The organism is Parvibaculum indicum, assembly GCF_011762095.1.
Classification (GTDB): Bacteria; Pseudomonadota; Alphaproteobacteria; order Parvibaculales; family Parvibaculaceae; genus Parvibaculum; species Parvibaculum indicum.
Genome location: NZ_JAASQO010000002.1, coordinates 269,648 through 294,041, shown reverse-complemented (window position 1 = coordinate 294,041; position 24,394 = coordinate 269,648). Strand labels below are relative to the sequence as shown.

At 63.9% G+C, this 24,394-nt stretch carries 25 protein-coding genes; 14 read left to right on the top strand and 11 right to left on the bottom strand.

Going from position 1 to position 24,394, the window contains the following annotated elements; translation table 11 throughout:
- Positions 1-52 precede the first annotated feature (52 nt).
- The 5 genes from FHS78_RS04100 to FHS78_RS04080 form a co-directional block, all read right to left on the bottom strand.
- A complete protein-coding gene (locus tag FHS78_RS04100) occupies positions 53-907 on the bottom strand; it encodes a TauD/TfdA dioxygenase family protein (protein ID WP_167090602.1) in 855 nt (284 codons plus the stop codon).
- Positions 908-974: 67 nt separating this feature from the next.
- Entirely contained in the window at positions 975-1,661 is a 687-nt protein-coding gene (locus FHS78_RS04095) for a VOC family protein (protein WP_167090600.1), read from the bottom strand.
- A 113-nt stretch (positions 1,662-1,774) separates the two neighbouring features.
- Positions 1,775-2,917 (bottom strand): thiolase C-terminal domain-containing protein, encoded by a 1,143-nt coding sequence (locus FHS78_RS04090; protein ID WP_167090598.1) that lies wholly within the window; start codon positions 2,915-2,917, stop codon positions 1,775-1,777.
- A gap of 11 nt (positions 2,918-2,928) precedes the next feature.
- Positions 2,929-3,339, bottom strand: coding sequence for a Zn-ribbon domain-containing OB-fold protein (locus FHS78_RS04085; RefSeq protein WP_167090596.1), 411 nt, complete (start codon positions 3,337-3,339; stop codon positions 2,929-2,931).
- Positions 3,340-3,482: 143 nt separating this feature from the next.
- The gene (locus FHS78_RS04080) at positions 3,483-4,142 is read right to left on the bottom strand and encodes a fasciclin domain-containing protein (RefSeq protein WP_425500284.1); all 660 of its coding nucleotides are present in this window, start codon (positions 4,140-4,142) and stop codon (positions 3,483-3,485) included.
- A gap of 281 nt (positions 4,143-4,423) precedes the next feature.
- On the opposite strand from FHS78_RS04080, the gene FHS78_RS04075 reads away from it, so the two are divergent.
- Positions 4,424-4,765: a hypothetical protein gene (locus FHS78_RS04075; RefSeq protein ID WP_167090594.1), complete on the top strand. Its 342-nt coding sequence runs from the start codon at positions 4,424-4,426 to the stop codon at positions 4,763-4,765.
- Here FHS78_RS04075 and FHS78_RS04070 read toward each other — a convergent pair whose 3' ends face one another.
- Positions 4,766-5,437 carry a nitroreductase gene (locus FHS78_RS04070; protein WP_167090592.1) on the bottom strand — a complete coding sequence of 224 codons (672 nt, stop codon included), beginning with the start codon at positions 5,435-5,437 and terminating at the stop codon, positions 4,766-4,768. It lies immediately after the preceding gene.
- Between the two features lie 188 nt (positions 5,438-5,625).
- Between FHS78_RS04070 and FHS78_RS04065 the strand changes: the two genes are divergently transcribed.
- Positions 5,626-6,651, top strand: coding sequence for a hypothetical protein (locus FHS78_RS04065; protein WP_167090590.1), 1,026 nt, complete (start codon positions 5,626-5,628; stop codon positions 6,649-6,651).
- Positions 6,652-6,668: 17 nt separating this feature from the next.
- On the opposite strand, the gene FHS78_RS04060 is transcribed toward FHS78_RS04065, so the two are convergent.
- Entirely contained in the window at positions 6,669-7,904 is a 1,236-nt protein-coding gene (locus FHS78_RS04060) for an acyl-CoA dehydrogenase family protein (RefSeq protein ID WP_167090588.1), read from the bottom strand.
- A gap of 234 nt (positions 7,905-8,138) precedes the next feature.
- On the opposite strand from FHS78_RS04060, the gene FHS78_RS04055 reads away from it, so the two are divergent.
- Complete coding sequence (locus FHS78_RS04055; protein ID WP_167090586.1) at positions 8,139-9,512, top strand: MFS transporter; 1,374 nt, start codon at positions 8,139-8,141, stop codon at positions 9,510-9,512.
- 15 nt (positions 9,513-9,527) lie between these two features.
- On the opposite strand, the gene FHS78_RS04050 is transcribed toward FHS78_RS04055, so the two are convergent.
- On the bottom strand, positions 9,528-10,607 hold the full coding sequence (locus FHS78_RS04050) for an alpha/beta fold hydrolase (protein WP_167090584.1): 1,080 nt from the start codon (positions 10,605-10,607) through the stop codon (positions 9,528-9,530).
- Between the two features lie 312 nt (positions 10,608-10,919).
- Here FHS78_RS04050 and ykgO point away from each other — a divergent pair, with 312 nt between their 5' ends.
- From ykgO to FHS78_RS04020, 6 genes are all read left to right on the top strand, one after another.
- Positions 10,920-11,045 carry a type B 50S ribosomal protein L36 gene (gene ykgO / locus FHS78_RS04045; RefSeq protein ID WP_012110943.1) on the top strand — a complete coding sequence of 42 codons (126 nt, stop codon included), beginning with the start codon at positions 10,920-10,922 and terminating at the stop codon, positions 11,043-11,045.
- A 112-nt stretch (positions 11,046-11,157) separates the two neighbouring features.
- Positions 11,158-11,778, top strand: coding sequence for an HAD family hydrolase (locus tag FHS78_RS04040; RefSeq protein ID WP_167090582.1), 621 nt, complete (start codon positions 11,158-11,160; stop codon positions 11,776-11,778).
- Positions 11,775-12,401 (top strand): HAD family hydrolase, encoded by a 627-nt coding sequence (locus tag FHS78_RS04035; RefSeq protein ID WP_167090580.1) that lies wholly within the window; start codon positions 11,775-11,777, stop codon positions 12,399-12,401. The genes FHS78_RS04040 and FHS78_RS04035 overlap by 4 nt, the downstream gene beginning before the upstream one ends.
- Before the next feature lie 76 nt (positions 12,402-12,477).
- Entirely contained in the window at positions 12,478-13,527 is a 1,050-nt protein-coding gene (locus FHS78_RS04030) for a saccharopine dehydrogenase family protein (protein ID WP_167090578.1), read from the top strand.
- Positions 13,528-13,581: 54 nt separating this feature from the next.
- Positions 13,582-14,202, top strand: a complete 621-nt coding sequence (locus tag FHS78_RS04025) for a tetratricopeptide repeat protein (protein ID WP_167090576.1) — start codon at positions 13,582-13,584, stop codon at positions 14,200-14,202.
- A gap of 61 nt (positions 14,203-14,263) precedes the next feature.
- Positions 14,264-15,298 carry an alpha/beta fold hydrolase gene (locus tag FHS78_RS04020; protein WP_167090574.1) on the top strand — a complete coding sequence of 345 codons (1,035 nt, stop codon included), beginning with the start codon at positions 14,264-14,266 and terminating at the stop codon, positions 15,296-15,298.
- 157 nt (positions 15,299-15,455) lie between these two features.
- Here the strand turns inward: FHS78_RS04020 and pyk are convergent, their stop codons facing one another.
- Positions 15,456-16,874, bottom strand: coding sequence for a pyruvate kinase (gene pyk, locus FHS78_RS04015; protein ID WP_167090572.1), 1,419 nt, complete (start codon positions 16,872-16,874; stop codon positions 15,456-15,458).
- A gap of 19 nt (positions 16,875-16,893) precedes the next feature.
- Positions 16,894-18,234: a glycerate kinase type-2 family protein gene (locus FHS78_RS04010; RefSeq protein WP_167090570.1), complete on the bottom strand. Its 1,341-nt coding sequence runs from the start codon at positions 18,232-18,234 to the stop codon at positions 16,894-16,896.
- 104 nt (positions 18,235-18,338) lie between these two features.
- Here FHS78_RS04010 and FHS78_RS04005 point away from each other — a divergent pair, with 104 nt between their 5' ends.
- The 5 genes from FHS78_RS04005 to FHS78_RS03985 all read left to right on the top strand — a co-directional run bounded on the left by FHS78_RS04005 (position 18,339) and on the right by FHS78_RS03985 (position 22,531).
- Positions 18,339-19,160, top strand: a complete 822-nt coding sequence (locus FHS78_RS04005; protein WP_167090568.1) for a hypothetical protein — start codon at positions 18,339-18,341, stop codon at positions 19,158-19,160.
- Between the two features lie 23 nt (positions 19,161-19,183).
- A complete protein-coding gene (locus tag FHS78_RS04000) occupies positions 19,184-19,483 on the top strand; it encodes a DUF1244 domain-containing protein (protein WP_167090566.1) in 300 nt (99 codons plus the stop codon).
- Positions 19,484-19,627: 144 nt separating this feature from the next.
- Positions 19,628-19,915 (top strand): DUF2312 domain-containing protein, encoded by a 288-nt coding sequence (locus tag FHS78_RS03995; RefSeq protein ID WP_167090564.1) that lies wholly within the window; start codon positions 19,628-19,630, stop codon positions 19,913-19,915.
- A 227-nt stretch (positions 19,916-20,142) separates the two neighbouring features.
- Positions 20,143-21,909: a bifunctional helix-turn-helix transcriptional regulator/alpha/beta hydrolase gene (locus FHS78_RS03990; RefSeq protein ID WP_167090563.1), complete on the top strand. Its 1,767-nt coding sequence runs from the start codon at positions 20,143-20,145 to the stop codon at positions 21,907-21,909.
- A gap of 151 nt (positions 21,910-22,060) precedes the next feature.
- Complete coding sequence (locus FHS78_RS03985; protein WP_167090561.1) at positions 22,061-22,531, top strand: hypothetical protein; 471 nt, start codon at positions 22,061-22,063, stop codon at positions 22,529-22,531.
- A 116-nt stretch (positions 22,532-22,647) separates the two neighbouring features.
- On the opposite strand, the gene FHS78_RS03980 is transcribed toward FHS78_RS03985, so the two are convergent.
- Positions 22,648-24,183: a sigma-54-dependent transcriptional regulator gene (locus FHS78_RS03980; RefSeq protein ID WP_167090559.1), complete on the bottom strand. Its 1,536-nt coding sequence runs from the start codon at positions 24,181-24,183 to the stop codon at positions 22,648-22,650.
- Positions 24,184-24,394: the final 211 nt, after the last annotated feature.

Below are 24,394 nucleotides of genomic sequence, written 5' to 3'. Positions count from 1 at the left end.
ACGAACCGTCGGGCATGCGCGGATCACATGAGCGTGAGAACGGGCCGGTCTCTCAGACCGGCCGGTCGCCGTTCACGGTCACGCGCTCCATTTCGCGGCGATGGCCATGATAGTCGTTGAGCGCGAAATGCTGCGTGCAGCGATTGTCCCAGAAGGCGAGCGCGCCTTTCGTCCAGCGGAAGCGGCAGGTGAAGGGCTCCTGCGTGCAATGCTCGTAGAGAAACTGCAGCAGCGGCTGGCTCTCGCGCCGCGTCCAGCCGACGAAGCGCTCGGTGAAGGCCGGGTTCACATAGAGGCCCTTGCGGCCCGTTTCCGGATGGGTGCGCACCACCGGGTGCTCATAGCCCGGCACGTCGCCCTCGGCCCGGTTCACCTCCATGCCCTTGCGCTTATGCGCGGAATGGCCTTCGCGGCCATATTCCGCCTTGGCGGTGTGCACGGCCTTCAGGCCTGCAAGCGTCGTCTTCATGCCGTCCGACAGCGTTTCATAGGCGAGATACTGGTTCGCCCAGAGCGTGTCGCCGCCATAGGGCGGCACGTCCTTGGCATAAAGGATGGACCCGAGCGCGGGTTCTTCCAGGAAGGACATGTCGGAATGCCAGCCGCCGCCGAAATTCAGCTTGTCTTCCGGCTCCTTCACGATGCGCATGATTTCCGGATGTCCGTCCATGCCCTTCACGTAAGGGTGGATGTTGAGCGTACCGAAGCGGCGGCCGAATTCCTTGTGCTTTTCGGGCGTGAGGTTCTGTTCGCGAAAGAAGATCACCAGATGATCCAGAAAAGCCTGGTGGATGTCGTCGAACTGCTCGTTGGACAGCGCCGCCGACAGGTCCACGCCCTCGATCTCCGCGCCGAGCGCACCGGCGATGGGTTTCACCTCGATGGTCTTGTAGCTTCTGGCGCTCATGATTTCCTCCTCGCCTCGCCGGTCTTGTGCCGGGGTTTGAGAAGAACAGTCTAGCCGATATGCGTTTTCAGTCGAGGGAGCCGGTGAGGGAGGCGCGCTGGGACATCTCGATCCAGTTGCCGTCGGGATCGCGGATGAAGGAAATGCGCGCCGTTTCGCCCAGCGTGCGCGGCGCCATGCCCTCCGCGCCGCCGCGCGCGAGGATGGCGGCATGTTCCTCGTCGACCTTGAAGACCTGGACCGTGACATAGCGCCAGCCCGGGCCGTCCATGGCGGCGTCGGCGGGGGCGTCCGGGTCTTCTTCCGCCAGGATCATGCTGTCGCCGCAGCGAAAGGCGATGCCGGTTTCGGCGGGAATTTCCTCAAGTTCCAGCACCCGGCCATAGAAATCGCGATGGGCCGCGAGGTCGCGCACGCCGAGGCGAATGCCGATGCGCGTCATGCCGAGCCAGCCTTCCGGCACAAGCGTGACGCGGTTGCCGTCCGGATCGGTCAGCGCTTCCGGTTCGGTGACGCCTTCCCGTGCGATCAGCAATTCGCGATAGCCCGAGGCGCGTGCGTCAGGCAGCGGGTCTCGGGCATGGTTGATCTTGAGAACGGAGCCCGCCAGGTCGTGGCGGTGCTGGCGTTTGCCGCCGCCCAGCGGCAGGACATGATCGAGTTTCAGGCCGACCTTGTTTTGCCAGAAGGCGAGCATGGGTTCGAGATCGTTGGTGAAGAGCCCGACATCGATGCGGGGTTTCGCGAGATGCATGGAGCGCCTCCGTTCCTTTGTTCGTCATTGCGAGCGAAGCGAAGCAATCCAGAGGCGGCAAATGCTGCGCTGGATTGCTTCGTCGCGTTGCTCCTCGCAATGACGCGCGGGTCTTACGGCGCTTCGTTGGAGAAGACGATCGTACCCGACGAGGCGAACATGCCGCCAACGCCATGTGCGATCGAGATTTTCGCATCCGGCACTTGCGCAGGCGCAATGCCGCGCATCTGCCGCACGCTTTCCTGAAGCGCATACATGCCGTACATGCCCGAATGCATGTAGGAGAGGCCGCCGCCATTGGTGTTGAGCGGCAGCTTGCCGCCGGGCGCCGTGTTGCGTTCGCGAATGAAGGCCGCGCCTTCGCCACGCTCGCAGAAGCCGAGATCTTCCAGCCCGTAGATCGGCAGATGCGCGAAGGCATCGTAGATCATCAGGTGATCGACATCGGAATGCGCGATGCCCGCTTCGTCGAACGCCTTCTTGCCGGAAACGCGGAAGGCCTTGGAGGTGGTGAAGTCTTCCATCTGGCTGACCATCGGCGTTTCCACGCTTTCGCCCGTGCCGAGAATGTAGACGGGCTTTTGCGGGAAATCCTTTGCACGCTCGGCACTGGTGAGAATGAGCGCGCCGCCGCCATCGGTGACGAGGCAGCACATCAGCAGGCGGAACGGCCAGGAGATCATGCGCGAGTTCAGCACATCGTCCACGGTGATGAGGTCGCGGAAGCTGGCGCGCGGGTTTTTAGCGGCCCATTCGCGCTGGATCACGGCGACCATGGCCACATCTTCTTCCGTCACGCCATAGGTCTTCATGTAGCGCAGCGCCGGAATGGTGAACATGCTCGGCGGATTGGTGATGCCGTAGGGCACCTCGAACTGGCCCTGCTGGCTCTGCGGATCGCGGCTGAAGCGGCGCGCGCCGACGCGCGAGCGGCCCGATTCCGCATGGGTGATGAGCACCGTGTTGCACAGGCCTTCATTGATGGCCGCCGCGGCGTGGCGGACATGCAGCATGAAGGAGCAACCGCCCACCGAGGTGCCGTCGACCCATGTGGGCGTGATGCCGAGATAATGCGCGGTCTCGACGGGGCTGTCGCCCGCCGTCGCCACGCCGTCGATATCCTTTGCGGTGAGGCCTGCATCGGCCATGGCATTGAGCGCGGCATCGGCATGGAGCGCGAGCTGCGACTGGTTCGGGATCTTGCCCATCTGTGTGGTTTCGGCGGCGCCGACCACGGCGACTGATTTCTGTTTCATCTCTCGTCCCCTTACTTCGCCGGCCGGAATTTGGGCAGGCTGATCTCGTCCGTCGCCTTTTCGAAGGTGACTTCGAGGGGCATGTCGAGTTCGAGCGCTTCAGGCGTTTGCGGGCAGCCCACGATGTTGGTCATCATGCGCGGGCCTTCTTCCAGCTGCACGACGGCGATGGAATGGGGCTCTTCGCCGAAATCGGGACGCGGGCGGTGATTGATGATGTAGCTGTAAAGCGTTGCCTTGCCGCTCGCCTTCACCACTTCCACCTCGCGCGCCGAGCAGGCCGGGCAGAAATCGCGGGGCGGGAAATAGGTGTGATCGCAGCTCTTGCAGCGTTGCAGCCGGATTTCCCCGTCCCGGCACCCGTCCCAGAAATGTTGCGTTTCCGGCGTGGGTTGGGGCAAGGGGCGTTTGTAGTCCGCCATGAGGACCTCCCTGACATATGTGATTCCGGTTCTTTGAATGCCGGAAATTCGAGTGCGGGGAGGATAGCCGCACCGGACGGATTGGCAAGCTGGGGGATCGCACCGGAGTGCGATCCCTCGAATCGATTTTGAACAGGTGACCTTTAGGGAAGGAGCACGGTGTCGATCACATGGATGACGCCGTTCTTCTGGTGGACGTCGGCGATGGTGACCATGGCCTTGTCGCCCTTGGCGTCGATAATTTCGATGCCGCCTTCCGCTTTCTTTGCCGTCAGTTTTTCGCCTGCGACGGTGGGCAGCGTCGCCGTGCCGCCTCCCTGCTCGATGAGCTGCATCAGCTCGGAGGCTGTGATGTCGCCGGGAACAACGTGATAGGTCAGGACTTTCGTCAGCTGGTCCTTGTTCTCCGGCTTCAGCAGCGTGGAGACGGTGCCGTCGGGCAATTTGTCGAAGGCTTCGTTGGTGGGGGCGAAGACGGTGAAGGGACCGGGGCCCTTGAGCGTTTCCACCAGGCCTGCCGCCTTGACCGCGGCGACGAGAGTGGTGTGGTCTTTCGAGTTTACAGCGTTCTCGATGATGTCCTTCGACGGGTACATGGGCGCACCGCCCACCTCGACGGTTTTCTCGTCCGACATTTGGTTATGGGACATGCCGCCATCGTGCATCTCGGCTTGTGCCATCATCTTGCCGGGCATCTCGATGCCGTTCTTGCTTTCCATCGCATTGGCGCTGGTGAGCGCCGTCGTGCCGAGCAATAGAAGGCTGTACGCCGCGGCGCGGGCCGCAGTGTGGAGGGGGGTCATGGCGTTTCTCCTGTTTACGCTTTCATGTCGCATCAGAGCAAAGCTGCTCATGCTTGCGATGTTCTGGGTACGGTAGAAAACAGGGGATGGATTGCCGCAAGGATCGGTCCCGCTCTCACGAATCCGTGAAGAATGGAGCCTGGTTTGTGGGGAAATGTCGACTGGATGGTCGTTTTAGACGTCGCTCACGCAAGGAAACGGCGCAGGGCGGGCGCGTGCCGCCATGCGCGTCCGGTTGGCGGGCCGCTTGATTGCCTGTTTCAGGGACATATATTCAGGTCATGAAAACAATTGTTCCTGTCCTGAGCCTGTCTCTCGCCGTCGCCCTTCTCGGAAGCGTATCGGCGCGGGCTGGCGATGCGATGGCCGCCATCGGTGGTTCATCGATGATCGATCTCGGCGGTCATGTGGTGACGTCGGGCGTGGCGGGCGGTATGGCCGATCCTGTCCCGCTTTTTGCCGGCGCCAACGGCCCTGCGATTTTCGTCCTGAACGTCCCGTCTCTCGACCGGACGGGAAATGGCGGCGCGATGGGAGGCACTCTCGGCTCGAAAGCGATGAAGCCCGCAAACAAGGGCATTTCGCATTCGCCGGGTCGCACTATCGAAGATCTGAAGCGCTGATCAGTCGAAACCGTGAAATGTCGCGAAACTGTCGAGCGGTTCGCGCTCCGCGACGAGCGTGTTCACGGGCTGGCTTTCGTCGGCATAGCCAAGCGACATGCCGGCGATGATGTATTCGTCGTCCGGTACATCCAACACACGGCGGGTGACCGACCAGAAATTGTTCCACGCGCCCTGCGAGCAGGTGTCGAGGCCGCGTGCCTTCGCCGCCAGCATCAGCGTCTGCATGAAGATGCCGATGTCGAGAAAGCTCATCGCATCGAGATCCTTGTCGATGGTGAAGATGAGCCCCACCGGCGCGTCGAAGAATTCATAGTTGCGGCCCCATTGGCGCCAGTTCGCCGCCTTGTCGCCTTTCGGGATACCGAGAAGCCCGTACATCTCCTTGCCGAGCGTGCGCATGCGGCCGGTATAGGGTTCCTTGCGCTTGGAGGTGCGCGGAAATTCCGCCTTGGCGTCATGGGGGTCGTTTTCGCGATGGGCCATCACCTCGGCGACGAGACGATCGCGAACATCGCCGGCCACGACATGCACCTTCCAGGGCTGGATGTTCGTGCCGGAGGGCGCGCGGGAAGCAAGCTCGAGAATTTCCTCCATCAGTTCGCGCGGCACGGGATCGGGCTTGAAGGCACGCACGGATTTGCGCGACCGGATGGTGTCGTCGATATGCATGAAACTGCCTCACTGGATACGGGATTTCGTTTGGCGCAAGTGTAGCGAGGCGGCATAGTCGGTCAAATGGACGGGCTGTTTCGAGGGAGGCCGGGATTTTCAGCAGCACTGCGCCTGAGCGCATCGAACGTAGGATTGTCGGTACATGGGATCAGTGGATTGTCTGGCGGCTGGGCGGACGGCCCGAGGTGGCGGCGGCGACGGTTCCCCTGATCCTGATGGCGAGTTTTTTTCTGCCGGCCTGGCTTCTGGGCAATTTCGAGAGGATGGAACGGGATGTCTGGTCGGAGAGCGTCTTCGGTCTCGATCCTTTTTCCTGGGCGGCCTTCGTCGTGTCCCTGCTCGGCGGATACATGGTCTCGGTTGCGTCCTTTTCGATCCTGAGAGACTGGAAAGACATGGTGCGCCTTCTGCCCATGCTGGACGAAAAGGCCAAAGGCCTTCTCGCCACCTGGCGCTCTTCCGACCGGCCGCAGCTCCAGTATGGTCGTATGGCGGGCTATGCGGGCATGGCGCTGGGTATCTTCGTCATGCTGGTCACGGTGCCGGGGCTCGTCGACGTTCTTCACCTCCGCTTCCTCCTGCCCATGGGACCGGCTCCCATTGAGGGAGCGATAGCGTTCGCGCCGCTCTGGTTTCTCGTCACGGGGCCGGCGCTTTTCTACATTCTCGGTCAGGGGCTTTTCTTCAGCATCTCCGAAGGCGTGTTTCTGCGGCGTTTGCAGCGGCGCTATCTGTGGATCGACCTGCTGGACATAGACAGGCTGGCACCGCTGACGCGGATCGCCATGCGGCGGTCGGTGGTGTGGATTGTCGGCGCGACGCTGGGTTCGCTGTTTTTTCTGAGCGCGGGGATCGAGCGCACGGCGCTCGAGCCGCTTTTCATCGGCATCTGCGTCATTGCGGTCGGTGTGCTGATGCCGCCGCTGATACGGGTTCATCAGCATATCGTTCGTACCAAGAAGGAAGAACTCGATACGCTTCGGACGGCGATCCGGGAGGAGCGCGAGCTGGCATTCAGCCGGGACGAGCGTGGTGCGCAGGCTCTCGCCCGGCTTCCCGGCCTCATCGCCCTGGAGAAGCGTATCGATCAGGTGCGCGAATGGCCGGTCGATTTCGGCACGGCGAGCCGTTTCACACTTTATCTCGGTATCCCGGTTTTCTCATGGGTCGGCGGCGCATTGGTGGAAAGGCTGGTGGATGCGTTTCTATAGTGCGCCGCGCGGGGGGCTCATAATCCGAGCACGGCTTTCGACATGATGTTGCGCTGGATCTCGTTGGAGCCTGCATAGATGGAGCCCGCCCGGTCGTTCAGATATTTGGACGTCACGGGCAGGGCATAATCGGGACCGGCATGCGCCTGGCTTCCTTCCGGCGCTTCATAGCCCGGTACGGGCCCGCCGGGGCAGGTTGCATGGGGCTGGAAGGGAACGGCGTAATGGGCGACCGCCTCCAGCGCGATCTCCGTCAGGCGCTGGCTCAGCTCCGTCCCGCGCGTTTTCAGCATGGAGCTTTCCGCGCCCGGCGCCTCGCCATGGCTAAGTTTCGACATGATGCGGTGCTCGGTGAATTCGAGCGCGGTGATTTCCGACCAGGCCTCGGCGAGCTTTGCCGCGAAGCCCCGATCGTCGATCAGCCTTTCGCCCGTGCCCGACAGTTCCTCGCCTGCGATCATGCGGATGCGTTCGAGCCGCGTATGCAGCCCCGGCGCATAGGCGTGGCCGCCGCGCTCGAACTGCAGAAGGTATTTCGCGACCGTCCAGCCGTCGCCGACCCTGCCGACGACGTTCCGTTTCGGAGCGCGGGCATTGGTGAAGAAGATTTCGTTCTGTACATGCTCGCCCGTCAGCATGATGAGCGGTTTCACCTCGATGCCGGGCGTGTCCATATCCATGAGCAGGAAAGTGATGCCGCGTTGGGGGATGTCCTCCTTCGAGGTCCGCACGAGGCAGAAAATGCGGTTGGCATACTGGCCATGCGTGGTCCAGATCTTCTGGCCGTTGCAGACATAGTCGTCGCCATCCTCCACCGCGCTCATCTGCAGGCTCGCAAGGTCGGAGCCCGAGCCCGGTTCCGAATAGCCCTGACACCAGAAATCCTCGCCGCTCAGAATGCGCGGCAGGTAGAAATCCTTCTGCTCCTGCGTGCCATAGCCGATGAGCACGGGCCCGCACATGCCCACGCCCATGGGCGAAAGCGGCGGCGCGCCGGCGGCGGCGAACTCGCTGGCGAAGATGTAGTGCTGGACGACGGACCAGTCGCAGCCGCCATGCTCCACCGGCCAGGCCGGGGCGACCCAGCCCTTGTCGAACAGCGTTCCATGCCATTCCATTGTGGTTTCGTGGTCGGCGTAAACGCTCGTCATGAGCTTGCCCCGGCGGCGCAGCTCCGGCGTCAGCTTGTCGTCGAGAAAGCTGCGCACCTCGTCGCGGAATTGCGCATCCTCTTTTGCGTAAGCGAGTTCCATCGCCCGATCCTCCCCAAATCCAATGGCGTTTGCGCGAGAGTAGGCGACGGGCCTGGCCATGTGTCAAACGACGCCGGACGAGCGCAGCGCGCCGCTGCGGCAGTTCGGGGAACGAAGATCAACGCCTGTGAAATGTGGAAAGCGCCGCGCCATTGGCGAGGGACGCAAAAAGGCGTAAATGGATGACAAGCGCCCATGTCAAAGAGGCGCTTTGTTGATTCAGAACGGTTGGAAATGTCCGAACTAGAGGAAACGCCGAAGGAGCGGGAAGCCCGGGCTGCGCAGGAAGATGCTGCGCCGGTGGGGCTTGCGGAACGGGCCAAGCAGGCGGCGGGCGCCATTGTCGGCAAGACGACGCCGGAAGAGCGTAAGCGTGCCTTTGTCATCCTTTTCATGTGTCTGCTGGCCGTCGGCATGGGGCAGACGCTCGTCTTTGCCGTGCTGCCGCCGATCACGCGCAAGCTCGGCATGGGCGAGTTCGAGACCACGATGATCTATTCGCTCTCGGCTCTGCTCTGGGTGATGACGAGCGCCTTCTGGGGGCGGCGCAGCGACGTGATGGGCCGCAAGCCCGTCATCCTGATCGGCCTTCTGGGCTTTGCCGTGTCGACCACGCTGTTCGCCTTCGCCGTGCTTTTCGGCCTTTGGGGCATGGTGCCGCTGGCCTTTCTGTTTCCGATGCTGATGGGAACGCGCGCGATCTTCGGCACCTTCGGTTCGGGCACCATGCCCGCCGCCCAGGCCTATGTCGCCGACCGCACGACGCGGGCCGAGCGCGCCTCGGGCGTAGCGGGCATCGGCGCGGCTTTCGGCATTGGCACGGTTGTGGGGCCGGGCGTGGCGGCGGGGTTTTCGGAAATCCACATTCTCGCGCCGTTCTTCGCCGTGGCGGTGCTGGCCTTCCTGTCGGCGCTGATGATCTGGTTCCTGCTGCCGGAGCGCACGGCCCCCAAAAAGACGGTTGCCGAAAAGCGCGCCGGGGTGAAGCTCAACCTGATGGCGCCCAATGTGTTGCCATGGGTCGTCGTGGGCGTGTTGCTGAGCCTTTGCCAGTCCACGACGATGCAGCTTGCCGCGTTCTATTTCATGGATGTGCTGAACCTGGAGGCCGAAGCGGCGACGCAGGCGATTTCGATCGGCCTTCTCGTCATGGCGCTGTCGACCATCATGGCGCAGATCGGCCTTATCCAGCGGTTCAACCTGTCGGTGCAGTTCCTGCTGCGCTGGGGCGCGGTGACAATGATCCTTGCCGCGGCGATGCTCGTCGTCGCCAATTCCCTCGGCGTTCTCGTGATCGGGATGGGGCTGGCGGGTCTTGCCTTCGGGCTCTTGCGGCCGGGGCTTCAGGCGGGCGGGTCGCTCTCCGTCTCACCCAGGGAGCAGGGCGCCATTGCCGGCATTATCGGATCCACCGCTGCGACGGGCCATGTCATCAACCCGTTTGTCGGCATCCCGCTTTATCACTGGCACCATTTCGCGCCCTTTGTCATGTGCGGTGTGCTGATGGTCGTCATTCTCGGCTTTGCCGTCTTCCACCCGCTGATGAAGGGGCTCGATCAGCGGGCGGAAGATTTCGAGGATGAAGAAGAAGGCATCGGCTACCACTAGGGCCGCCGCTTCGCCCTAGCTCAGGGCGCCGTCCGCTTCCCACTGGCCCATCAGGGACGCCACGGCGGCGGCGAAGGCGTGGGGCTGGTCCAGCATGATGTGGTGCTGGGCGCCTGCGATGGTGAAGACGGGGCTGCCGGGACGCAGGCCCCGAATGAAATCCAGCCGGTCCGGCTCGTAATCCTTGCTGTATTGCCCGAAGAAGGACGCTGCCTTGCAGGGCAGGTTGGCGTAAATCTCGGCGTGGTCGTCGCCCATTTCAAGGCCGTTGAAGGCGGGGCCGTCGAACTTCCAGGTCCAGCCCGCCTCGTCGGACGGTGCACGGCCGGGATTGTCGCCCTTCTTCACCTCGCGCAGGCTCAAGGGCGCGATGTAGTCGATGACGAACTGGTTGGCGCAGACCTGAAGCGGCGCGAGGCGGAAGCGGGCGACCGCGCTCTCTAAATCAGGATAGATGCGGGTCGGGCGACGCTTGGGCTGGTCGGGCCGGGTGAACCATTCATGCGCATCCTCTTTCGGGCGCACGGTGAAGTCGGCCAGGATCAGGCCGCCCAGCCTGTCGCCGTAATGCTTGCCCGCGATAAGGGTGACGAAACCGCCGAAGGAATGACCGCAGATGACGGGCTTCGGGCCGAGATTGGCGGCCAGCGCCACCTGCCCGATTTCATGCGCGAAGCTGTCGCGGGAATAGCTCTTGCGCCATTCGCTGTCGCCCATGCCGCCCAGATCCATCGAGGCCACATTGTAACGGTCGGAGATCAGCGGCGCGATGAAGTGGAACCAGTTGGCGTGGGCGCCATTGCCATGGACGAAGAGGACGCCCGGGCGGTTCGGATCGTCATTGCCCCAGCGATAGTAATGGATCTTCGCGCCGTCCACCTCCAGCCAGTGCTCGGTGCGCGGGGCGTCGAGCGCTTCCTTGAACCATTGGGGACGATGGCGAATGATGTCTTCGTCCGGAATATGGGGCGGCTGTGGCCCGCGATTTTCCCATTCTTCCTGAAGCTGCTCTCTGGTTTTCTGCGCTTCTTCCGCCGCGCGCGCCTCTTTGACGGCGCGTTCCGGGGCGGAGCATTCCGCTTCGTCGTAAGCCATGATACCGATCCAATACTGATTTCGCCGCGCAGGGTCCGGAAAGTGACGCCAGCGCCATTTTCGAGTTGGCTCCGGTTTAGCCTGAATCCGCGATGGTGAAAAGGCAGGGCGGGCAGATCGTCCCGAAAGCGGCCGTGAGCCCCGGAAATGCAGGAGGAATAGGGGATTCTTCCGGTTGACAGAGCGGGTCCGCCCCTCTAGTTTCCGCGCCAATTCATCGACAAGGCGGTCCGTGAGCGGGCCATGGGCGGCAGCGGCATAGAGCCAGCGCGGCCCGGGCACCGGCAGACGGCCCCATTTTGAGGTTGAGACATGAAGATTCGCAATTCGCTGCGTTCGCTGCGCAACCGGCACCGCGACAACCGTCTGGTCCGCCGCAAGGGCCGCGTGTACATCATCAACAAGACCAACCGCCGTTTCAAAGCCCGTCAGGGCTGAACTGGGCCGGATGGCCGGGCATGTCGCACGCATGCCGACAACGAGTTACAAGGCCGCGTTTTCGGACGCGGCCTTTTTGTTTGCCCTTTCGGCCTGAAGAGGGAAAGGCGTCATGAGTTCTGTCGATACGGTCGTCTTCGATCTCGGCAATGTGGTTTTCTGCTGGAACCCGCGCCATCTCTACCGGAAGGTTTTCGACGACGAGACGGAGATGGAGACCTTCCTCCATACCGTGTGCACCATGGCGTGGCATCTGGCGCATGACCGGGGGACGAGCTTCCGGGACAATGCGGCGGCGCTGAAAAAGGAATTTCCCGAGCATGGCCCCCTGATCGACATGTGGGGCGAACGCTTTCAGGAAATGATTCCGGGGCGTCTGCCGGGGACGCGGGAGATCATGGAAAGCCTGAAGGCGGGCGGCGTCACGCTCCACGGCATCACCAATATGCCCGCGGAAGTCTATCCGGTGCTTCGGGAGCGTTTCCCGGAATTGCAGCTTCTCGAGGTGACCGTGGTTTCTGGCGATGAGGGCGTCATCAAGCCTCATCGGCGTATTTTCGACATTCTGGCCGAGCGGACGGGACTCGTTCCCGCGCGCACATTGTTCGTCGACGATTCCCGGCTCAATATCGACGCGGCCGAGGAACTCGGTTTCCGGACGCATCATTTCACCGGGGCGGCGGGGCTCGCCGACCATCTCGAAGCCCTCGGGCTTGCGAAGGGAAAGACATGACGCGTCGCGCCGTCATATTCGATATGGGCAATGTGCTGATCGACTGGGATCCGCAGGAAGCCTACCGGCCGCATCTGCCGGATGCGGGCGATCGTGTTGCCTTTCTCAGCCGCTTCTTCCCCAGGATGTACAACGCGGTCCATGACGACCCGCGGTCGATGAGCCTGTGCCTGGCGCCGCTCAAGGACGCGCATCCGGAGATGCGGCATCTGATCGAGGTCTATGAGCTGGAATGGCACCGTTTTCTCGGCGGGCCGATGCCGGATAGCATCGAGATCCTGGATGCGTTGCATGAGAAAGGGGTGCCGCTTTACGGCCTCACCAACTGGCCGCATCAGGTCTGGCCGCCACATGAGATCGAGGGGGTGGAAAACCGCGATGCCTATGGTTTTCTCGGCAAGTTCGAGGACATCGTGGTCTCCGGGCAGGTGCGGCTGCGCAAGCCCGATGCCGCGATCTACCGGTATGCGCTGGAAACATTCGGGCTCAGGGGCGAGGAGGCTGTGTTCGTCGACGATCTGCCGGAAAATGTGGACGCGGCCCGCGAGCTGGGGCTCCACGGTATCCGGTTTACCGATGCCGGTGCCTTGCGAGAGGAACTCACACAGCTCGGCCTTCTTTGACCGGCGGGGTCTGACGGTATAGTGGGAAGAGGCAGTGGCAGGCTGCCGGCACACAGGACGGGACAGGGGAATCCAGATGGCCAAACGCTTCATGATCTATGGCGCCACGGGCTACACGGGGAAGCTTGTCTCCAAGGCCGCGAAACAGGCGGGCATGAACCCCCTGCTGGCGGGCCGCAACGAGGCGCGGCTGAAGGGGATCGCCGCGCAGCACTCTTTCGAGTATCAGGCGATTTCGCTCGACGAGCCCGAAGCGCTGGAAGCCGGGCTGTCGCAGGTGGATGCCGTGCTCAACATCGCCGGGCCGTTCTCCCAGACCTGCCAGCCGATGCTCGATGCCTGTCTCAGGACGGGCACGCATTATTTCGACATTACCGGCGAGATCGACGTTTTCGAATATTGCGCCTCGATGGACGACAAGGCGAAGGAAGCGGGCATCATGGTCATGCCCGGCACCGGTTTCGATGTCGTGCCGTCCGATTGCCTTGCCGCGCACATGAAGGCGCGGATGCCCGATGCGACCGATCTCGTGCTCGGGATTTCCGGTTTCGGCGGCATGTCGCGCGGCACGGCCAAGACCGGCATCGAGAGCATCGGCGAGGGAACGCGCATCCGCAAGGACGGGCGCATCGTGCGGGCCCGGGGCGCGCTCGCCCGCGAGATCGATTTCGGCAAGGGGCTGGTCGAATCGGTTGCCGTGGGCTGGGGCGATGTCGCGACCGCCTATCACTCGACCGGCATTCCCAATATCTCCGTCTATTTCGAGGCCAATGCGCAGATGAAGCAGATGGCCAATATGGGCGGGCTGATGCGCTGGGTTCTCAGCCTCGGGCCGATGCAGCGCATGCTCAAGCGCCGGATCGACCAGGAGCCGGAAGGGCCCGACGAGGAGGCGCGCGAGACGGGGCGCATGGAGCTTTACGGCGAGGCGTCGAACGAAAAAGGTGAGACGGTGTCTTCGCGGCTGACGACGCCGGAAGGCTATCGGCTGACCGCCATGACCTCGCTCGAAATCGTCGCGCGCGTGCTGAACGATGAGGGGGCTGCCGGGTTCCAGACGCCGTCGGAGGTTTTCGGGCCCGATTTCATCCTCGAATTTCCCGATACCTCGCGCCAGGACCTCTGATCGCCGCGCGATCTTCCGATTGGCGGGCAGATGCAAGGCTGCCTATCATGCGGCATGGCCTCATCGCGCAACTCCATTTCCGGTCTTCTGGCCTGCCTTTTCGTTGCGGGCCTCGCTTCGGCGCCGCCTTCTGCCGGGCAAGCGGCCGAGGGCGGGCCTCCAGCCGTCGAACGGCCGGCCGAGCGCCAGTCGCGCGAGCAGGTGCTGGATATGCTTTTCGCACAGTTGAAAGCCGCCAGGAGCCGGGCGGCTGCGGAGGGTCTGGAAGACGCCATCCGGAAAGTGTGGATGGCGTCGGGCAGCGCCAGCATCGGGCTTCTCATGTCGCATGGCCTGGAGGCTCTGGCAGCCAAGGACTACGACGACGCGCTCTATTATTTCGACGAAGTGGTCTCGCTTGCGCCCGGCTATTCGGAAGGCTGGAACAAGCGCTCGGCGGTGCATTTCATCCTTAACGATTATTCCGCCGCGCTGGCCGATCTGGAGCATGTGCTCCGGCTGGAGCCGCGCCATTTCGAGGCGCTGGCGGGGCTCGCCGCCATCCTCGAAGATCTGGGCGACAAGAAAGGCGCGCTTGATGCCTATCGCCGGGCGCTCGAACTCGACCCCTGGCTGAAAGGCGTACCAGCGCGCATCAAGCATCTGGAGCCGGAGGTGGAAGGCCGGGGGATATGAGAAGGAGCCGGAGCCCCGGTGCCGGGCCGATCCGGAACTGGCAGTCGGGCGTATCGTTTTCATGGTGATAGAGATGTTCTTCTATGTGGCGGGGGGCTTCCTCCTTCTCCTTGTCGGTCTTTGGGCCTATTCGGTCTGGACGAGCCGGCGGATCGAGCGGCGCTATCCGCCGGTCGGCGATTTTGTGGAGGTGGCGGGCGTCCGGCTTCACTATCAAAGGCGGGGTGCGTTGCGCGATGGCGTGGCGCCTGTGGTGCTCATCCATGGCGCGAGCGGCAATCTGCGAGACATGATGAATGCGCTGGGCGATAGGCTCGGCCGCGAAACAAGCGTCATCGCCTTCGACCGGCCGGGACATGGTTGGAGCGAACGGGGCTGGAGCGGGCGCGGGGCGGATATGGCAAGCCCTGCCGCTCAGGCGCGGCTCATCCGGCAGGCCGTGCGCGATCTCGGGATCGAGCGGCCCGTCATTCTCGGCCATAGCTGGGGCGGGGCCGTGGCGGCCGCCTATGCGATAGAGTTCGGCGACGAGATTTCCGGTATCGTGCCGCTATCCGGCGCGCTCTATCCATGGCCGGGCGGCAATGCCTGGTATCACGACGTGATAGCGATGCCGGTGATCGGAAGCCTGTTTCTGCGCATCCTGATGACGCCCGCCGCGCAACTGCTTGCGCCCGCCGGTGTCATGGCGACGTTCAGACCCAATGACGCGCCGGCGGGATATGCGGAGGCGATCGGCCTGCCGATGATTTTCCGGGCCGGGGAATTCGGGGCGAACAGCGAGGATGTCCGAAACCTGAAGGAAAATCTCGCGGCGCAGAGTGAACGCTATGACGAGATTTTGGCGCCGGTCATCGTCGTGACCGGCAATGCCGATTTCACGGTGTCGCCGAAAATCCATTCCTATGCCTTTCACAACGCGGTGACAGGCTCCGAACTCGTCAAGCTCAAGGGGGTGGGGCACATGCCTCATTACGAGCGGTGCGAAGTCGTCGCGGACGCGGTGCTGAGGCTTGCGCGCGGGCAGGCGCCGCGCCCCGGCGAGGTGACGGTCTGGCCGGACGACAGCGTCGAAATCCGCGAGGCGGCGGACTGACGGAAACGCCCCGGTCCGGAAGAATTTCAGTTTCAGGCGGAAACAATCAGGGTCATTGCGAGCGATAGCGAAGCAATCCAGAAGCGGCAAGTTCAGTGCTGGATTGCTTCGTCGGCGGTGCCTCCTCGCAATGACGATCGATCGAACGTGAAATGCTCTAGCGATCGACGAAGGCGATCCGCAGCATGTTCGTCGCGCCCGGCGTGCCGAGCGGGACGCCGGCCGTGATGACGATGCGCTCGCCGGGCTGGGCGAGGCTTTCCTCATGCGCGATACCGCAGGCGCGCTCCACCATGTCGTCGAGATCTTTTGCATCCTCGGTCAGCACGCAGTGAAGGCCCCAGACAAGGGTGAGGCGGCGCGCGGTGGCCTGGATGGGGGTCAGGACGAGAATCGGGATCAGGGGCCGTTCGCGCGCCGCGCGCAGGCCCGTGGAGCCTGAATTGGTCCAGCAGGCAATGGCGGCGGCGTTGAGCGTGTCGGCCACGGAGTGCGCGGCGGCGCTGATGGCGTCCGCGCCGGTCGCCTCGGGTTCGGTGCGCTGGGCGTAGATGATGCCGGGATAGGTCGGATCGGCTTCGACGGATTCCGACACGCGGCTCATCATGTGAACGGCCTCGACGGGAAACTGGCCCGCCGCCGATTCCGCCGAGAGCATGATCGCATCCGCGCCCTCGAAGACCGCGGTCGCCACGTCCGACACTTCGGCGCGTGTGGGGGTGGGCGAGGAAATCATCGATTCCAGCATCTGGGTTGCCACCACCACGGGCTTGCCGGCGCGGCGGGCGGCGCGGGTCAGGCGTTTCTGCCAGCCGGGCACCTGCTCCAGCGGCAGTTCCACGCCGAGGTCGCCGCGCGCCACCATGATGGCGTCGGAGATTTCGAGGATTTCTTCCAGATGGTTCAGCGCCTGCGGCTTCTCGATCTTGCCGAGAATGGCCGCGCGTCCCTGAGCGATCTTGCGCGCTTCGGCAATGTCGTCCGGGCGCTGGATGAAGGAAAGCGCGATCCAGTCCACGCCGAGATCCAGCGCGGCGTCGAAATCGCGGCGGTCCTTTTCGGTGAGGGCCTTCAGCGGCAGGACGGTGTCGGGGCAGCTCACGCCCTTGCGGTTGGTGAGGCGGCCGCCGACCAGCACTTCCGTATCGACGAACTCCTTGCTCTTCTTCGTGACGCGCAGCCGGATCTTGCCGTCATCGAGCAGCAGCGCGTCGCCTTCCATCAGCGCATCGAATATTTCGGGATGGGGCATGGGCGCGCGCTCTTGCGTGCCGGGTTCCTCTTTCATGTCGAGGCGGAAGGCGGCGCCGGTTTCCAGCATGGCCGCGCCGTCATGCATTTCGCCGATGCGCAGTTTCGGGCCCTGCAAATCGGCGAGAATGCCGATGGGGCGGCCCACTTCCGCTTCGACCTGCCGGATGGCGCCATGCAGGCGCTTGAGGCCGGGATGATCGAGATGGCTCATATTCAGCCGGAAGACATCCGCGCCGGCTTCCCAGAGCGCCTTGATCATGTCCGGGCTGTCGGAAGAAGGGCCGAGCGTTGCGATGATTTTGACGTTGCGCCTGCGTGTCACTGGGGGCTCCAAGGGTCTTTCATTCCCGAGACGGGAGGGATTCGTCCGGTTCGACAAGGATGACCCGAAAGTCATTCACATTCGTGAACGAAGGGCCGGTTTTCAGGAGGTCGCCTATTCTGGCGAAGAATGTGCCGGAGTCATGCCGGGCGAGGCGATTTTCCGCGTCGAGGCCGGTTTGGGCGGCGCGCGAGAGCGTATCCGGCAGCACAAAGGCGCCTGCCGGGTCGTTTTCATCGCCCGAGCCGCCGTCGATCCCGTCGGTGTCGGCGGCGAGCGCGGCGATGCCCGGTTCGCCCTTGAGGGCGATGGCAAGCGCCAGGGCATATTCCTGGCCGGGGCCGCCCCGGGCTTCCGGTTCGGGGCGCGTGTCGAAGGTGACCGAGACTTCCCCGCCCGACAGGATGGCCGTGCGCACGCTCTCGTGCCGGAGTTTCAGGGCGAGGGCGGCGTGCCTGGCGGCCACCTCGCGCGCCTCGCCTTCCACGGCGTCGCCCAGCAGCAGGGGTTCGTAGCCCCGTTCGCGGGCGAGCTTCGCCGCCGCCTTCAGGGCGGCGTTGCCGCTGGCGACGATGCGGTAGCTGTCTTCCGCGAAGGCGGGGTCGCCGGGCGTGGGCGTTTCGCCGGCCTGCTCCAGCGCGCGAGACAGGCGGGCCATCGTCTCGCCGTCCATGTGCTTTTCGAGGCGGGCGAGGATGGCGCGGGCGTCGTCGAGCGTTGTCGGGTCGGTAACGGTGGGACCGGAGGCGATGGTGCTGGGGTCGTCGCCCGCCACATCGGAAATGGCGAGCGTGACGCAGGGCGCGGGATGGATGGCGGCGGCCAGCCGCCCGCCCTTGATGCGCGAGAGATGCTTGCGCAGGCCATTCATGGCGGTAATGGGCAGGCCCGCTGCGAAGAGGGCGCGGGTGACGGCCTGTTTGTCGGCGAGCGTCAGCCCGTCCGCGGGCAGGGTCGCCAGTGCCGAGCCGCCGCCGGAAAGCAGCACCAGCGCCTGGTCCCGCGGCGTGAGGCTTTCCGCGAGCGCCAGCAATCGGGCGCTGCCCTCCAGCCCCGCTTCGTCGGGAACGGGGTGGGCGGCTTCGATCGCCTCCACATGGTGCGTGGGGCGGGTGTGGCCATAGCGGGTGAGTGCGAGCCCGTGAATATCGGTGCCCGGCCAGTATTCCTCGTACCAGTCTTCCGCAGCGGCAGCCATGGATGCGGCGGCCTTGCCGATGGCGAAAATGACGAGGCGTCCCGGTCGTTCGGGCGGGGCGGGCAGGCAGGGCGGCAGGCACTGCGCAGGCAGCGCCTCGCGCAGACCCGCCTCGTAAAGGGCGGTCAGCTGCTTGCGCCATTCCTCGTTTTGCGCGCGCATCAAGTCTCCTGTATTCGCTGCCGATGCGTTTACGGGCCGATCCGGTATTATGCGCCGCGCCCCGGTTTGTCACGCCAGAGATCGTTTCGAGAGAGGATTTCCGATTGTCCCCGGTTACATCCGACCGCCAGAAAGCGGTGCGTTTCGCGCTCGCCTATCCCTTCGAGAAGCCGCAAGGCTCCTTTGTCTGGGCCGATGGGCGGGTGTTGCCGCTCGACACGCTCGATCTCGGCAATCTGGGCGATACGCGGATTCGCTCGGCGGCGGGAGACGGCGTGCTGGGCGATCTCCTGACCGCGCTTTATCCCGATGAGCGGGCCGGGCGGGAGGAATGGCTGGAAGAGCGCGTGATCGTGCTGGCGCATGGCTCCAACTCCGCGCCGGAGCGGTTGTTGCAGAAATTCCCCGGCGGGGACGGCCTGCCGGAGATCGTGCCCGTACTCAAGGCGCGGATCGACGACTGGGCGGTGGTCTATGCGGCGGCGCTTTCCGGCTATGCCTCCATTCCGGCGACGCTCGAACCCATCGACGGGGCATCGGCGGAGGTGCATGTGACGCTGCTCACGCGGCGGCAGCTCGAGATCATGAATGCGACGGAAGACCTCGGCGTCGAGTACAATCTGCATCGTATCGACTCGTCGCTCCTCTATCTTCAGGACCTGCATGCCTCTTCCGGTCTTGAAGTGGATGCCTATATCTCGTGTCATGGGGCGATGCGGGTGGAAGAAAGCCCGGTGGCGCTTGCCGCCGTGCCCCAGTCCGGCCATGGGTTCCGGGCATTGACCCAGCCCGACATGCAGAAGCGTCTCCACGATATGGCCGCGCCGGAGCTGCCTTTCGAGGATTTCGTGGCGGGCAATATCAAAGGCGAGACAGGCCGTGCGCGCACGCTGGAGGCGATCGCGCGGCATTGTCGGCGCGCATGAAGAACACGCGAAGGAGAAGCGAAATGGACAAGCAGACGGAAACGGAACTCGAAGCCGCGGCCTTTCGCAGGCTGCTTCGGCATCTGCGCGAGCGCCATGACGTGCAGAATATCGACCTGATGATCCAGGCGGGGTTCTGCCGCAACTGTCTGGCGAACTGGTACCAGGACGCGGCGGCGGAAAAGGGCATCGAGCTTTCCAAGGACGAGGCCCGCGAGATTGTTTATGGAGAACCTTTCGCCGACTGGAAGGCGAAATATCAGAAGGAAGCGACGCCGGAACAGCAGGCGGCTTTCGAGGCGGCGAGCAAGGCCCATGGCTGACCGGGCGTGGATCGCGGAGCGCGCATATCGCGGCGCATCCGATATCCACAGTTTTTTGAAATGCATTTCTTGCCGTATGGCAGCGCCGTCCTATATCGTCGCGCCCCTTGATCATCGAAATCGCAAGAAGGCGGGACGGCGCACATGGCGGACGGAAACACACCTGTGGAGACCGATGTGAATACGGGCGTGAATACGGGCGGCGTGGCGCAGGACCAGCTTCGCTCCGTCGTGGAGCGCATCGAGCGGCTGGAAGAAGAAAAGGCCGCCATTGCCAACGACATCAAGGAAGTCTATGCCGAGGCCAAGGCCAACGGCTTCGACACCAAGACGCTGCGCCAGGTCGTGCGCCTGCGCAAGCAGGACAAGGCCGAGCGCCAGGAGCAGGAAGCGGTGCTGGAACTTTACATGCACGCGCTCGGCATGGTCTGAGCCGGTTTTCGGCTGTTTTTGGCTGCGACTGACCATCCGTTTGCGGATTATTACGGATAGGGGTGGCGGCAGCCGCTATGGCCACCGGTTTTCATGGCTCTTTCCTCCATCCTCTAAACTTGGCAATCTGGCGGTGACTGGCGTTTCCGTCAGGGGCAAGTGCCGGGCGTTCGGGGGTGATTGTGGTCGGCAAGGGTGTCGGGAACCGCGACAGCGGGGACGATCCGTTGAAAAATAGGAACGGCGAGGATATGCAGGCGGAGGACATGACGTTCTCCGCGGCGGTCGATGCCGTCTATACCTATGCCTCCGACCCCTATCACTGGGAGGAGATGACGCGCTTCCTCACGCAGATCGAGCTGGGCGAGGAACAGCCGGATGTCGCTGCGTCGGTGGAGAATATCCGGTCGCATCTGGAACGTGCGCAGGAGATCGCAGGGCGGCTTCATAGCGCGCAGTCGGAAGAGGATGCTTCCCGGTCCTATGCCTATCTCGTTTTCGGGCGAAACAGGCGGGTGCTTGCCCGGTCGCGCGGCGCCGAGGCGTTGCTGGCGCCCTATGCGGCGCAGGGGGTGCCGCTTGGCGGGCGGCTTTCCTTTGCATTGCCGGAAAACGAGGCGCGGCTGGACGAGGTGATCGGGCAGCTCAAATCCGCGGCGGATGGATTGCCGCTGCTGTTCCGGCTCTATGACGAGGCGGGAGACGAGGCGGTCGTCGGCTATGCGGTGCCGGAAGCCCATCTCCCGCGCGGCCTGCGCGATACGATTTCCCTGCCGATGGAAGAGCGCGAGGGGGCGATCGCCCTGATTGCGCCCGAACCCGACCCGCCCGCCCGGCGCAATCATGTCTTCCGGCGGGCGCTGGGGCTCAGCCATGCCGAGGCAAGGCTGGCCGCGCATCTTCAGGAAGGGCTGTCGATGAAGGAGGCGGCGGAAGCGCTCGGCGTTACCGTCAATACCGCGCGCAACCAGCTCAAAAGCATCTTCGAGAAGCTCGGCATCAACCGGCAGAGCGATCTCATCCGGCACCTCACGCAGCTTAGCCAGCTTTCCGCCTATATCCGTTTCGGCGCGGAGGAAGAGACGACTGCCGCCGGCGGCGGAACGGCCATTCACGATGTGCCGCACCGCTTCGTCGAGCTGGATGACGGGCGGCGAATTGCCTACCGCGTCTATGGCCGTCTCAACGGAACGCCGGTGGTGCTGATGCAGAGTTCGCTCAGAAGCAGCCTGGTCTGGCACAGGGAGGCGCAATCGGCGGCGGAACTCGGTGTCAGGCTGATCGTGGTGGAGCGGCCGGGCACCGGCTATTCGACCGCCGATCCCGATATGACCTTCGAAAGCGCGGCGCGCGATTTCGAGGCATGGGCGGACAGGATGGGGCTTGAAGCGTTTCCCCTGCTGACGCGGTCGTCCTCGGCGCCGTTCGGGCTCGCGGTCGCCGCGCGCATGGGGCCGCGCATCGAGAAATACATGATGGTGGCGCCGCGTTTCGGGGCGCCCGAGGGCGAGCCCGGACGGCGCGGCATGCTCGGCTATTTCTTCAGCAATCTGCGGCGCTATCCCTGGGTGCTGGATTCCACGCTTTTCATTCTGCGGGCCAAGATGTCCCGGCGGTTCATGCGGCCGCTCGTCTTCAGCTTTTTCGAACAGTCGCCACGCGACATCGCCTATCTGGAGGCCGAGCCGGACCTGGTGGAAGACATGATAGATGCGGCGATGGAGGCGGTGGCGCTGACTTATGGCGGCCTTTTGCGGGAGTCGGCGCTCTTTCTGGAGGGCGTGAAACTCGATCTCACCGGGCTTACCGCGCCGCTTCACATCTGGCATGGCGAGGAAGACCGGATCGTGACGCTGGAGGAGCTCCGGCGGCGGATCGACGAGATGAAGCTCGACCTTGCCGAGTTCCGGACGATCGCGGGCGAGGGCCATGCCGTGGTGTCGCGGTTCCACCGGGAGGTTCTGGAGGCGCTTGTCGGACGGGGAGCCGGTTAGTCGGCCCGGCGGCGCGTCGCGATCCGGCCGGGAAACCGCACCGATTTATGGCCCATTTGCACTATTAAACCGTGTGTCTCAGTCACCTACCAATTGTTCCATGCCGGCGGACGGACATGGGGTGCCGTCCGGGCAATGGAGACGATTGGTCATGAAAAAGATCGCGATTGCAGGATTTGCGGCGGGGCTGGCGGCAATGCTGGCGGGCTGCCAGACAACGGGTCTCGGCGGGGCGAGCACGGCGGCTTCCTATATGGGCGCGGCCAATGCGGCCAGCTCGGCCTATATGGGGGGCGGCAATGCGCCCGCGGGCGCCACCATGGCGGCGTCCCAGGTCGATGACGGCAAGAAGAGCTGCGAGCAGCTCAAGGCCGAAATCGAGGAGACGCAGGCCATCGAACAGGCGGCGAGCTCGGATGCGTCGAGCGCCGGCATGACGTCGACCGTGTCGAATGTGGCGACGTCCTTCGTCGGGTATTTCGGGGGCGTGGGCGCCATGCAGGCCACGAACGCGGCCGGGCAGCTCACCGCGCAGCAGAAAGCCGAGGCCGAGCAGCGCGCGCGCGACGCGGGCGTTCGCCGTCAGGTGCTGATGGGCATTTATCAGGGAAAGAATTGCTGAACGCCGGGACGGCGTCGACGGGATCCGCGGGCTGCCGTCCGGCGTGACACCCGAACGCCCACCCCTGGCGGCATGCGGATGGGAGGGGAAGCAGGGACGCTTCCCCTCTTTCCGTATCAGCGTTCGCGAACCTCGAGCCCGAGATCGCGGACCTTGCGGTAGAGCGTGGAGCGGCCGATGCCCAGACGGCGGGCGACTTCGGTCATGTGGCCGCGGTATTTCTCGATGGCGAGGCGGATCATTTCCGCCTCGATATCCTCGAGCTTGCGCACATTGCCCGCATCGTCGGTGACGGAAATGCCGTCGGCGAAGTTGGAACGGGCGAAATCGGCCAGCGTATGCGTCTGCGGCGCGGGCTGCGGGCGATAGGCCGGCTGTTCGGCGGCGACAGGCGCGGCCATGGGCGCTTCGCTGGCGTAGTCGGGTTGTCTGGCGGGCGTCTGCGGGGCGGACGCCTCGGCATAGCCGCCGACTATGTTGGCGATCTGCGGGAAGTCGTCCACGTTCAGGCTTTCGCCGTCCGCCAGCACGATGGCGCGGAAGACCGTGTTTTCGATCTGGCGCACATTGCCCGGCCAGTCATAGGCACGCAGCATGGCCAGCGCCTGATCGGAGATGCCGATCACCTGTTTGTTTTCTTCCGCGGCGAGGCGCCGGACGAAATGCGCGACGAGTTCGGCAATGTCCTCCTTGCGCTCGCGCAGCGGCGGCACATGGATCGGGAAGACGTTCAGCCGGTAATAGAGATCCTCGCGGAAGCGGCCTTCCTTGACCATTTCCAGCAGGTCGCGGTTCGTCGCGGAGATGAGACGGATATCGACCTTGACCGGCTTCTTGGAGCCGACGGGATCGACTTCGCCCTGTTGCAGGGCGCGCAGCAGTTTTACCTGCATGTCGAGCGGTAGCTCGCCGATTTCGTCGAGGAACAGCGTGCCGCCATTGGCTTCCTGGAATTTGCCGGCATGTTTGTCGGCGGCGCCGGTGAAGGCGCCTTTCTCATGGCCGAACAGAATGCTTTCGACGAGGTTTTCGGGAATGGCGCCGCAGTTCACGGTGACGAAAGGTTTGCCGGCGCGCTCGCTCTCGCCCTGAATGGCTGAGGCGATCAGCTCCTTGCCGACGCCGGATTCGCCCTCGATGAGGATCGGAATATTGGACTGCGCGGCGCGCTTGCCCAGGCGGATGACGTTTTCCATCGCCTGGCTGGAGGCGATGAGATCGTCGAATGTGAGTTTGCCCTGCTGCTTCTTCTGCAGGCGGGAGATTTCGCCCGTCAGCGCGTTGACCTTGAGCGCGTTGCGGATCGACACATGCAGGCGTTCGGGGCTGACGGGTTTCACCACGAAATCCGTCGCGCCGGCGCGCATGACGTTCACCACCGTCTCGATGCCGCCATGCGCGGTCAGCACGATGACCGGCAGGTTGGGCTTCTGGGGGGTAACGCGCTCCAGCACCTCGAGGCCGCCCACGCCCGGCATGACCAGGTCGAGCACCATGAGCGATATTTCCGAGCCCGACGGTCCCTGAAGATAGTCGAGGGCAGCCTCGCCGCTCTCGACGGGAACCGCGCGATAGCCGTCGCGCTTCACCACTTCTTCCAGAATGCGGCGCTGAGCGGGATCGTCATCCACGATCAGAATCGATTGTGTCATTCTCGTCCTCGATTATGGGCAGTCCCGCTATTCGGTTCGGGAAAGGGCCTTGGCTCTGCCTCCATACTGGGTTGCATTGGTAAAAGGCCGCTTAACCCCGGGACAGTAAGTGTCAAAAAGGGGCGATTCCGGCGGCAGGACAGCAATACTGACCTAAAATGGCGCTAATTTAGGCTGAGGTTATGGGATTTGAGCATTGGTTAACCCCTTA

What these genes read in the sequence shown, in the direction of transcription:
- FHS78_RS04100 (WP_167090602.1), bottom strand. Translation starts at nt 907, where the DNA reads ATGAGCGCCAGAAGCTACAAGACCATCGAGGTGAAACCCATCGCCGGT.
- FHS78_RS04095 (WP_167090600.1), bottom strand. Translation starts at nt 1,661, where the DNA reads ATGCATCTCGCGAAACCCCGCATCGATGTCGGGCTCTTCACCAACGAT.
- FHS78_RS04090 (WP_167090598.1), bottom strand. Translation starts at nt 2,917, where the DNA reads ATGAAACAGAAATCAGTCGCCGTGGTCGGCGCCGCCGAAACCACACAG.
- FHS78_RS04085 (WP_167090596.1), bottom strand. Translation starts at nt 3,339, where the DNA reads ATGGCGGACTACAAACGCCCCTTGCCCCAACCCACGCCGGAAACGCAA.
- FHS78_RS04080 (WP_425500284.1), bottom strand. Translation starts at nt 4,142, where the DNA reads ATGACCCCCCTCCACACTGCGGCCCGCGCCGCGGCGTACAGCCTTCTA.
- FHS78_RS04075 (WP_167090594.1), top strand. Translation starts at nt 4,424, where the DNA reads ATGAAAACAATTGTTCCTGTCCTGAGCCTGTCTCTCGCCGTCGCCCTT.
- FHS78_RS04070 (WP_167090592.1), bottom strand. Translation starts at nt 5,437, where the DNA reads ATGCATATCGACGACACCATCCGGTCGCGCAAATCCGTGCGTGCCTTC.
- FHS78_RS04060 (WP_167090588.1), bottom strand. Translation starts at nt 7,904, where the DNA reads ATGGAACTCGCTTACGCAAAAGAGGATGCGCAATTCCGCGACGAGGTG.
- FHS78_RS04055 (WP_167090586.1), top strand. Translation starts at nt 8,139, where the DNA reads ATGTCCGAACTAGAGGAAACGCCGAAGGAGCGGGAAGCCCGGGCTGCG.
- FHS78_RS04050 (WP_167090584.1), bottom strand. Translation starts at nt 10,607, where the DNA reads ATGGCTTACGACGAAGCGGAATGCTCCGCCCCGGAACGCGCCGTCAAA.
- ykgO (WP_012110943.1), top strand. Translation starts at nt 10,920, where the DNA reads ATGAAGATTCGCAATTCGCTGCGTTCGCTGCGCAACCGGCACCGCGAC.
- FHS78_RS04040 (WP_167090582.1), top strand. Translation starts at nt 11,158, where the DNA reads ATGAGTTCTGTCGATACGGTCGTCTTCGATCTCGGCAATGTGGTTTTC.
- FHS78_RS04035 (WP_167090580.1), top strand. Translation starts at nt 11,775, where the DNA reads ATGACGCGTCGCGCCGTCATATTCGATATGGGCAATGTGCTGATCGAC.
- FHS78_RS04030 (WP_167090578.1), top strand. Translation starts at nt 12,478, where the DNA reads ATGGCCAAACGCTTCATGATCTATGGCGCCACGGGCTACACGGGGAAG.
- FHS78_RS04025 (WP_167090576.1), top strand. Translation starts at nt 13,582, where the DNA reads ATGGCCTCATCGCGCAACTCCATTTCCGGTCTTCTGGCCTGCCTTTTC.
- FHS78_RS04020 (WP_167090574.1), top strand. Translation starts at nt 14,264, where the DNA reads ATGGTGATAGAGATGTTCTTCTATGTGGCGGGGGGCTTCCTCCTTCTC.
- FHS78_RS04010 (WP_167090570.1), bottom strand. Translation starts at nt 18,234, where the DNA reads ATGCGCGCGCAAAACGAGGAATGGCGCAAGCAGCTGACCGCCCTTTAC.
- FHS78_RS04000 (WP_167090566.1), top strand. Translation starts at nt 19,184, where the DNA reads ATGGACAAGCAGACGGAAACGGAACTCGAAGCCGCGGCCTTTCGCAGG.
- FHS78_RS03995 (WP_167090564.1), top strand. Translation starts at nt 19,628, where the DNA reads ATGGCGGACGGAAACACACCTGTGGAGACCGATGTGAATACGGGCGTG.
- FHS78_RS03985 (WP_167090561.1), top strand. Translation starts at nt 22,061, where the DNA reads ATGAAAAAGATCGCGATTGCAGGATTTGCGGCGGGGCTGGCGGCAATG.
- FHS78_RS03980 (WP_167090559.1), bottom strand. Translation starts at nt 24,183, where the DNA reads ATGACACAATCGATTCTGATCGTGGATGACGATCCCGCTCAGCGCCGC.